This window comes from Cerasicoccus arenae (assembly GCF_014651635.1).
GTDB classification, from domain to species: Bacteria; Verrucomicrobiota; Verrucomicrobiia; order Opitutales; family Cerasicoccaceae; genus Cerasicoccus; species Cerasicoccus arenae.
This window is the reverse complement of record NZ_BMXG01000039.1, coordinates 1-8021: the sequence shown is the minus strand read 5'-3', so window position 1 is coordinate 8021 and position 8021 is coordinate 1. Positions and strand designations below refer to the sequence as shown.

The 8021-nt window shown below is 48.7% G+C and carries 11 protein-coding genes, 2 tRNA genes and 1 pseudogene; 7 read left to right on the top strand and 7 right to left on the bottom strand.

Features of this window, described 5'->3' with window-relative positions; translation table 11 throughout:
- Positions 1-104: 104 nt before the first annotated feature.
- The 3 genes from IE065_RS17610 to IE065_RS17600 form a co-directional block, all read right to left on the bottom strand.
- On the bottom strand, positions 105-416 hold the full coding sequence (locus tag IE065_RS17610) for a hypothetical protein (RefSeq protein ID WP_189517562.1): 312 nt from the start codon (positions 414-416) through the stop codon (positions 105-107).
- A gap of 163 nt (positions 417-579) precedes the next feature.
- Positions 580-657, bottom strand: a tRNA-Pro gene (locus IE065_RS17605).
- 300 nt (positions 658-957) lie between these two features.
- On the bottom strand, positions 958-1884 hold the full coding sequence (locus IE065_RS17600; protein WP_189517564.1) for a phosphoribosylaminoimidazolesuccinocarboxamide synthase: 927 nt from the start codon (positions 1882-1884) through the stop codon (positions 958-960).
- A 106-nt stretch (positions 1885-1990) separates the two neighbouring features.
- On the opposite strand from IE065_RS17600, the gene IE065_RS17595 reads away from it, so the two are divergent.
- Positions 1991-2068 (top strand) — tRNA-Glu (locus IE065_RS17595).
- Between the two features lie 290 nt (positions 2069-2358).
- On the opposite strand, the pseudogene IE065_RS18455 reads toward IE065_RS17595, so the two are convergent.
- Positions 2359-2874, bottom strand: a pseudogene (locus IE065_RS18455) (tyrosine-type recombinase/integrase); the annotation flags it as partial.
- A 30-nt stretch (positions 2875-2904) separates the two neighbouring features.
- Between IE065_RS18455 and IE065_RS18165 the strand changes: the two are divergent.
- Positions 2905-3108 (top strand): hypothetical protein, encoded by a 204-nt coding sequence (locus IE065_RS18165; protein WP_229792154.1) that lies wholly within the window; start codon positions 2905-2907, stop codon positions 3106-3108.
- Between the two features lie 252 nt (positions 3109-3360).
- Here IE065_RS18165 and IE065_RS17585 read toward each other — a convergent pair whose 3' ends face one another.
- The gene (locus IE065_RS17585) at positions 3361-3555 is read right to left on the bottom strand and encodes a helix-turn-helix transcriptional regulator (protein WP_189517560.1); all 195 of its coding nucleotides are present in this window, start codon (positions 3553-3555) and stop codon (positions 3361-3363) included.
- Between the two features lie 185 nt (positions 3556-3740).
- Here IE065_RS17585 and IE065_RS17580 point away from each other — a divergent pair, with 185 nt between their 5' ends.
- Positions 3741-4313, top strand: a complete 573-nt coding sequence (locus tag IE065_RS17580; RefSeq protein ID WP_189517558.1) for an RNA polymerase sigma factor — start codon at positions 3741-3743, stop codon at positions 4311-4313.
- Between the two features lie 6 nt (positions 4314-4319).
- Positions 4320-4544 (top strand): hypothetical protein, encoded by a 225-nt coding sequence (locus IE065_RS17575; RefSeq protein ID WP_189517556.1) that lies wholly within the window; start codon positions 4320-4322, stop codon positions 4542-4544.
- A gap of 80 nt (positions 4545-4624) precedes the next feature.
- On the opposite strand, the gene IE065_RS17570 is transcribed toward IE065_RS17575, so the two are convergent.
- Together IE065_RS17570 and IE065_RS17565 are read right to left on the bottom strand one after the other, a co-directional pair.
- Positions 4625-5485 carry a hypothetical protein gene (locus tag IE065_RS17570; protein WP_189517554.1) on the bottom strand — a complete coding sequence of 287 codons (861 nt, stop codon included), beginning with the start codon at positions 5483-5485 and terminating at the stop codon, positions 4625-4627.
- Between the two features lie 33 nt (positions 5486-5518).
- The gene (locus tag IE065_RS17565; protein ID WP_189517552.1) at positions 5519-5734 is read right to left on the bottom strand and encodes a hypothetical protein; all 216 of its coding nucleotides are present in this window, start codon (positions 5732-5734) and stop codon (positions 5519-5521) included.
- Between the two features lie 227 nt (positions 5735-5961).
- On the opposite strand from IE065_RS17565, the gene IE065_RS17560 reads away from it, so the two are divergent.
- The 3 genes from IE065_RS17560 to IE065_RS17550 all read left to right on the top strand — a co-directional run bounded on the left by IE065_RS17560 (position 5962) and on the right by IE065_RS17550 (position 7697).
- Positions 5962-6534, top strand: a complete 573-nt coding sequence (locus IE065_RS17560; RefSeq protein WP_194500057.1) for a hypothetical protein — start codon at positions 5962-5964, stop codon at positions 6532-6534.
- Between the two features lie 172 nt (positions 6535-6706).
- Complete coding sequence (locus IE065_RS17555; RefSeq protein ID WP_189517547.1) at positions 6707-7114, top strand: hypothetical protein; 408 nt, start codon at positions 6707-6709, stop codon at positions 7112-7114.
- 43 nt (positions 7115-7157) lie between these two features.
- A complete protein-coding gene (locus tag IE065_RS17550) occupies positions 7158-7697 on the top strand; it encodes a hypothetical protein (RefSeq protein ID WP_189517545.1) in 540 nt (179 codons plus the stop codon).
- Positions 7698-8021: the final 324 nt, after the last annotated feature.

The window sequence follows — 8021 nt, the reverse complement described above, 5'->3', positions numbered from 1 at the left end:
GAATCGTTTGCCGTTCTTTTTCATCGGTTCTCATTCCTCGCGTTTTGAGCCCTTTCAGACGAGAATATACGAACACTACGCTGGCTCAGTTTAAGGGGAGCAGGTCATTTTTCCAGTGCATTCCAAGTGACCTTGCTTTGCGCCGTTCGGCGGTTGCGTATCCAGAATTCAGCAACCTCGACCGGATCAGCATCGCCAATGATCGCGTCTGCTCGTTCCCATCGCTTCAGCCGGTGGGGATCAACCTTGAGCGAGTTGGCACCATGCTTCAGCAGGTCTCGTTGAAACTTGGTCTTCCATTTCTGGCGCTCCTGATCCGTGGCAAAGAACTTGTGCTTGGCCTTGCGGTCAACATACCAGCGAATTCCGAATGGCAGATTTCGGCTATAATCCGGTTCAAGTTCCCTGAGTTTCATGCCGCTGGGTTAAGGCGCCAGTTAAGGCAAAAGTCAACGATCAACCCCGTTTGACCCGGCTCAATGCTGTTATGTCCCTAAGCTGTCAGGCGACCATAACTCCGCATGAATGCTGGGATTCGGCATAAATAAAGGCCTCAGAGTAATCTGAGACCTTTAACATTGGTCGGGCTGAGAGGATTCGAACCTCCGACCCCTACACCCCCAGTGTAGTGCGCTAACCAGACTGCGCTACAGCCCGCCATTGGAAAAGATCAAATCACTATGACTCTGCGGCTTTGTCAAACTAAAGCTTTGGGATTTTTAGAGAGTTGGCTTCAACGGTCAACGGTTTGACGTTATCCCGTTGAATCGGTTATCATTGTCAGATCAATACGCCGCGAACATCTTGGTCGGAGGATGTGTACAAGCTTATCTTTAATTCAGCTGATTCGTCCGTTGTCGGAATCGTAATGTAATCGATGGGCAGTAGATATAATTTGGGGCGATCGCCTAGAATATGATTTGGACGCCAATGCGATATGCATGCCATAAATGCGCGCTAATTGGTCAACTTTCCGCGCATCAGTGCCTTTAGGGCAGCTAGGTATTTCTCACGGGTTTTCAGGATGACATCTTCTGGTAAGTTTGGTCCGGGTGGTGTTTTGTCCCAAGTTAAAGTCTCTAGATAGTCGCGAACGTATTGCTTATCAAAAGCAGGCTGAGGCTGACCGGGCACGTATCCTTCCTGTGGCCAATAGCGGGACGAATCAGGCGTCAGCGCTTCGTCGATTAAGAACAGCTCGCCCGATGCATCAACGCCGAATTCAAACTTGGTATCCGCCAAGATCAATCCTGCACGTGCGGCGTATTCAGTCCCAAGTTTGAACAACTCGAGCGCGATTCTCTTCACCGCCTCATAACGCTTGGTGCCGATAACTTTTGCGCCTTCTTCATCAGTTACGGGCAAATCCTTGTCGCCAACTGCTGCTTTAGTCGTTGGGGTGAAGAGGGGCATTGGTAGCGCCTCGCTTTCACGGAGCTCCGCGGGTAAGTGACGACTCCATAAACCGCCAGTTTTCTGATATTCTTTCCAGCCGCTGCCGGCGAGATATCCGCGGACCACCGCCTCGAGCTTGAGCGGCTGCAGCTTGCGCACTAACATCGCGTAAGGTATCCATTCAGGAAAATTTGCTAGTAACTTGGCCAGCTCAATATCGTGATTCGGCACGAGATGGTTCGGAATGATCGTAGCGGTTCGCTCAAACCACCAGAGGCTAATTTGAGTCAAAAGCAGACCTTTTCCTGGCACACCGTCTGGCAAAACCACGTCAAAAGCCGATAATCGGTCAGTTGCCACGATTAAAAGGCGATCACCAAGATCAAAAATCTCTCTGACCTTGCCTGTTGCGATTTTTTTAAAGGGTAAGTTCACCACCTCTCTTCTCGCCTGCTTTGGCAGTTGATTACAAATCTCTTCAAAAGTCATATTTGTGATGCTGATCATGCTCTGGGAAAAGCGCACGAAAATTTTTTGAAAAAAACGCTTGCGCAAACTAAAACGAAACGTAGTTTTCACAATCTTTCTTAGGTCTGTCCCCATCGTCTAGTCAGGTCTAGGACACTGGATTTTCATTCCAGCGACCGGGGTTCGAATCCCCGTGGGGACGCCATTCTGAAATCCGTCAGAATGGGTTAGAGTGAGACTAAAGCTCTCTAAATCAACGGCTTCGATTGCATAAGCAGGTTCGTTGAATATGTCAGCAAAGGACAGCAAAGGACCCGAAACGTCTGCTGGAAGTGGGGAAATAAGTGGGGAAATAAGTGGGGGATCAGAATCTTCGCATTCCCGCTTTTTATCAGCCCAGGAGAGCGAATTCACCGCATCGAAGGTCGGCAACTGACTCGCATCGGTGTAAATTTGGGCTGTCATCTTTGGATCACTGTGCCGCATCAGCTCCTGCGTAGTGCGCTGGGAGGTGCCTTCACGAGCAAGTTTTGTGGCAAACGTGTAGCGCAAGGCATGGAAATCGAGCTTGCGGCCCATCGTGTCTATGCGGACAAGCCCAGCACGCTCAATATCGCGGCGTATGGCGTGGCTTATGTCCTTCATGAATGGAAAGACCGGCGTATTGTCGTTTGCGTCATCTGGTCGGGCATTTATCAGTTCAGCCGCAAGGCGGACATGTAATGGTATGGTAGCATCTTTACTGTCCTTGGTGGTGACAGCCCTTGCTGAAATGTAAGGTCGTTCACCGTCAAGGTGACAATCGCCCCAAACCAATGCGATTAGTTCGCCCTTTCTCATGCCGGTATAGGCTGCTGTCAGGTAAACTTGCCTCCGGTTTGGATTGGCAGTTGTTAATAGTTTTTCGAATTCGTCATCCGTGAAGGCCCTGCGCTTCGCCTGACGGCCCCGCTTATCGACTTTCTTCACCTTGTGTATGGGATTGGCAGCTATGCGCTCACTCTCGACCATCCAGTTCATTAGGCTGCTGATCGCGTCGAGATGGTCATTGAGTGTTTTGGGGGCAAATCTAGTCTGCTTGGATCGCCAATTGGAAAAACTGTCGGTAGTGACATCCTTGGCAAACCGCCATTTACATTCTTTGACCAAGCGCTCGATACGGACTTCAAGACGGTTGCGGTATTCATCATCGCGCCCCAGCGTTTCCAGATTCCGAATGTAGTCGCGCATATGATCCAGCAGTAGTTTGTCAGCGGACTCGCGTTGCAATTTTGGAGCTATAAGCCCTTCACGCTCCATTTCCTTTTCGCGGACAATATCCTTGAGGCGCTTTTGTGCGACTTGTTTGTCGGAAGTATGCAGCGCGATTTCGGTGACTTTGTAATCACCCTCAAGGCGGTAACGGCCTCGGTAGTTCTTTTCAGGAACGGATTTGCCTGATTGGTTTTTACGGCGGGGTCTATAAACATACGCACTCATTGTTATCTCCTTTTGAGTTTATCGTTGCTGCTGCCGGAGTTGATTCAGGTATTGCTCCAAATCACTCCAATAAAAGCGGGTGGCTCCGCCAACTTTGACGGGCTTGGGGAATTCGCCGCGTGCGACGAGCCGATAGACGGCCCGCGTGGAAATTCCTAGGCGTTTGGCAATGGTTCCAATGGGAACCAACTTTTCATCTGATACCTGCTGCATGTGTCCTTTCGTGTTTGAGTGATTTTCTTGCCGCCAATGTTGGTCAACACAGGATGATACGAGACAGGTGGGGCTATCGTCCGGTCGTGATTCTGTTGTTCGCGGCGGCTCCAGAACCGCTTTTATCAAAAAATCGCACGTTGCACCGGACGATTGCGCTTCAAGAAACGTAATAAAGGTAAACCATGATAAATCAGCCACCACTAACACCCGCCCCATCTTCTGCTTCTCTGGATGCAGAATTTGATCAACGGGTCGATTTGGTGATGCAAGCAGTCGATCTCTATCAAACTCACCTGCTGCATTACCTGATTGGCCTTACTCGCCACCACCATGACGCCGAAGATTTGCTGCAATCGCTCTGGAACCATGTCCTGCTGAACTTTAAAGAGCGCGACATTCTCAACCTGCCAATTCTGCGGCGCAAAGCGTATCAGCACTTCGTAGATGCCTACCGGTCCAAAATGCGTAGGCCCGTGGACATGCGTGAGGATTATACGGGCATCGAACCCGTCGCAACACCAGCGGAAGCCTATACTGACGCTGAAGAATCGGCGTTTAAGCGGCAATTCTGGTCGGAACTTCCGGGTATCGATCTGACGGATCAGCAAAAAGAATGCCTCTGGCTTCATGCACGCTTTTCCTACAGCTACTCCGAAATCGCCGAAAAACTCGGAATCGGCAAATCCACCGTGGGTGACGCAATTACAATCGCTCGCGACAAAATCAAACAAGCCTTTGAACACCCAAACGCCTAAATTACCATGCAACCACATCACAATTATTCCTTCCGTGCTTCGGACTCCGATAAGCTTATCTCCCAATTTGGCCGCAAACCCTCTCGGGAAATGCGGGATAAAATCCTGACTAACCTCAAAGGCCAGCGGCAAAACTTCAAATCTGCGCGTCAGCAAAGCAGCGAACTGAGCACGCGTATGGATCAGATTAAGGCCAAGATGCAAAAGCGCTCTCGTGGCCGGTCGGTGTAGCCTGACCATTTATCAACTAATCCCCATGAGCCGAATAGATTATCTATTCGGCTCATTTTATTGGCGTATGTCCGAGCCGATTACATGCCACGAGATCTGCCCCTGCGCCGGGAATGCATCTTCTGAGCAATGGCCTTATGTTTTGCCCTTAATTCATGAAGCTGGGACTGATCGGGTTTATGCTGCGTATTAGAATCCTGTGTCAGCGCCTTCTTGGCTGGCGCGGGATTGTCATTCGAGGGTACGGTTGGGCGTTGCTGTATCTGCGTTTCGCGCTGCTTATGCTTTAGCTCAGTCCTAGGAGCAGTACCTTGCATTCGCTCTTTTTCCAATTTCGCCAAGGCGCGGTCGCGTTCGGCATTAATACCGTCGGTCTGCTCCATAATACGCTTTTCCGCATCGACAAAATTCTGTTTCACTGTTTCCAGCTCCTGCCGGTCACGTCGCGCCAACCCGAATACCCGACGGAAGAAAGATGGCTTGGCGCAACGTCCTTCAAAATAGGCAATTTCGGCGCGGCGCTCATCGATACGGTAATAGTCACTCAATGATTTTTGTGTATTTAAAAGGCGGTGCTGGAAATCATCGCTGATCGAAGATCGCGCTTTCAGATACGCATCCTGAGCATCTTTAGCAGCATTGTGCTTGTTGGCACTGTTTCCGACAAGCTTGTCGCTCGCAATGCGATCCAGAAGCCAGTTGCGAAACGCAAGCGCGTGCCTGCGCTCATCCGCGCCTCCCTTGATCGTCCGAGCTGCGCATTCGCGGCGAATTTTCTCCATCCGAACAGACCGTAGCCGGTCATGGATCAATTGGGCGTTATCGATTATCGAACGCGTTTCGCGGAGGTAGCCCTCCAGTTCATGGTGGGGCAATGATAATAAGACATCGACCTGGGTGGCCGGAATGTCTTCGTAGTGGATGCTTCTTTCATCAGTCATATGGATATGAACTCCTGTTGGTTGTTAATGAATTCAGCATGTCTCATCCAGCAGGGTGACGCTTGGTGGGGAGTCGGTGCCCGGTGAGTGCTCAGATAGTGAAAGTAATGCCAATTTGGAAATTACAAGGTGCTGGGACGGTGCCCGCATGGTGAAGAGAGGGTGGAGGGGTGGTGAAGCAGCATAAGTATACCACTGTATGCCCCGAGCAAAGTCGCGGTCAGCAAGGTTTAGGAGCGCGTTCGCCATGAATAGCCACAAGTCCCTTGACGTAACGATCTAGACTATGGCAAAGACCCGCCCGTACGAATCATTCAGGGTTTAACCAGATGGAAGGAAATGTTGTGCCGTTCTGCTTACCCAATCGAGTTTCTTACGCGATTGAGGATTTGAAACATGCGTGGTCAGTCACGTCTTCAGCGATCAGGGATTGGATGCTTGATGGCGTCTTATGCGCCCATGCCAGTGTCCCCTTGATGAGCGCCTATAAAATACGTGAAATTAATGAGGGCGGCTCAATCCGGTTGGCCAAGGAACTCTGCCACTATGAAGGCTTTGTTCCACTGTCTCGCCATCATTGTCAGCGGTTGTTCAGGCAAGGCTTCCTAACGCTGCGCGAATTTTCCAGTGAATGTGGAAATCACCGCTACATTCTTCCCGAATCCTCCGATGACCTCATCGTGAATACGGGGGAGCTGATTGTATTATCGAATGAACGTATGCGCTTTGAGGCCAAATATCGCAGAGTCAGCGAATCCACGCGTAATGATGGCGTGGCACCACCATGCTTCAAATCCCTCAATATTGATGGTGAAACGCACTATTTTGGAGAAATGCAAACTCGTATCCTGAGTTTGCTCCACCAGGCGGCGTTACGGGGAGAGCCATGGCAAAATGGCAAGCGCTTGCTGCAAGAGGCGGGTTCCGAAAGCTTTACGCTTTCCAACATCTTCAAGCATAAGCCGATTTGGCGTGAAATCATTGAATCGGACAAGCGCGGCTCATATCGCCTTAAAGGGGATTTTTTTCCGGCTACAAAGCGAGAATGAGATTTTACGCAACGCCGGTTATCACATTTAGTCTTGTATGACCGCTATAGCTTCATTTTATTTCAATGGACAAAGCATTAAAAGCTGTGTTTGATTATTATCTGTAGCTTACGCCAATATTTACCCGTTTTTGAGGCTATACGCTTTTGTTGGCGAAATTCTCGAATATACGATGTTGATTACAATCATTGGAATTATAATAGGGATAGCTGGTTCATTGGCTATCGCACGCTTCTATGCAACAAGAGGGAATTATAAGCATTTAAATTTCTCTTGGACGATAAAATCTGATGAATATGGAATCAGAAATCCATATCTATTTGAGGGGGATTCGATTGATATAACTAAGGATCTAGCTGTTACCTATTGCGGCAAACCAGTAGGCGGCGTTGCAAAAGGGTATTTTCAAATCGCCAACGACGGAATGATTGCGATATCTAATATATCAAAACCTTTTACTCTGCATTACCCTGGAATATACGATTATGTAGACGCTCAAATAACACTATTATCCGACGAGAACATTGATATAGCCTTAGAAGTAGATAAGGAAAAAAAACTGTATCTATGTAAAGTTTAATACCCTCCAACCAGGCGAAGTAATAGAATTCGAAGCCGTATGGGTGATCAATGAAAAATCTTCGAACGAGGCGGAGCAAATCTATGCTACAATTGAGGCTCCAGATACGCTACGCGAATTTACTGAACCTGACAAACAATATACTTCCGAGCTTTATCCCAGATTGCGCAATCTTGATTTGCCCGGCAAGCGTAAAGAGATAGTTGCGGGAATCTTTTTTTTAGCAATTTTCCTTATTTGGCCTGTCTTGCTTCTCTACTATGTCTATCAGCTAAATCCCGGAATATTAGGAGGAAAATATTTGTTTAAAATAGATTCATTCCTACAAGTAGCCGCGATAGTTCCGCTAATCGCATACGTATTCTTCTCTTTTTTTGTTGCAGCCTCTTTCGCCATCGCATCACTCAAAGGAGTCGTTATAAAGTTTTTTAGTGAGTATCTTGATGTAACAACTAAAACAGGGAGAGAGATACGCAGATCACTAACCAGATTAAAAAAGGATAAGGGGGAATACATATGGCATCCCCAAGGTGGATCGATAATAATACCTCCCGAAAGAAAAGAGAAAAGCGATGATCTCTAGTCGGCTTTCTGCACCGTCCTTGATCATGTATTTTCCATACGATATATTATCACCCTGGAAGCCGTTTCGCCCTCCTGTTGATGGTTGATGGCGGAGACTGTGCTTGCTGATGAGGTGATTCCGTAGATTGGTCAAGGGCAGCCCAAAAGCGCGCACTACGGGCGTTGAATGTCAGCGATGTGGCTGCGCCGGACGCCGGACGCTAAGCCTTTTGCGCTGACCTGCTCCCCTTAAACTGAGCCAGCGTAGTGTTCGTATATTCTCGTCTGAAAGGGCTCAAAACGCGAGGAATGAGAACCGATGAAAAAGAACGGCAAACGATTC

Coding starts and splice junctions, on each gene's coding strand:
- IE065_RS17610 (WP_189517562.1), bottom strand. CDS start 416: ATGAAACTCAGGGAACTTGAACCGGATTATAGCCGAAATCTGCCATTC.
- IE065_RS17600 (WP_189517564.1), bottom strand. CDS start 1,884: ATGACTTTTGAAGAGATTTGTAATCAACTGCCAAAGCAGGCGAGAAGA.
- IE065_RS18165 (WP_229792154.1), top strand. CDS start 2,905: ATGGTCATTGAGTGTTTTGGGGGCAAATCTAGTCTGCTTGGATCGCCA.
- IE065_RS17585 (WP_189517560.1), bottom strand. CDS start 3,555: ATGCAGCAGGTATCAGATGAAAAGTTGGTTCCCATTGGAACCATTGCC.
- IE065_RS17580 (WP_189517558.1), top strand. CDS start 3,741: ATGATAAATCAGCCACCACTAACACCCGCCCCATCTTCTGCTTCTCTG.
- IE065_RS17575 (WP_189517556.1), top strand. CDS start 4,320: ATGCAACCACATCACAATTATTCCTTCCGTGCTTCGGACTCCGATAAG.
- IE065_RS17570 (WP_189517554.1), bottom strand. CDS start 5,485: ATGACTGATGAAAGAAGCATCCACTACGAAGACATTCCGGCCACCCAG.
- IE065_RS17565 (WP_189517552.1), bottom strand. CDS start 5,734: ATGGCGAACGCGCTCCTAAACCTTGCTGACCGCGACTTTGCTCGGGGC.
- IE065_RS17560 (WP_194500057.1), top strand. CDS start 5,962: ATGAGCGCCTATAAAATACGTGAAATTAATGAGGGCGGCTCAATCCGG.
- IE065_RS17555 (WP_189517547.1), top strand. CDS start 6,707: ATGTTGATTACAATCATTGGAATTATAATAGGGATAGCTGGTTCATTG.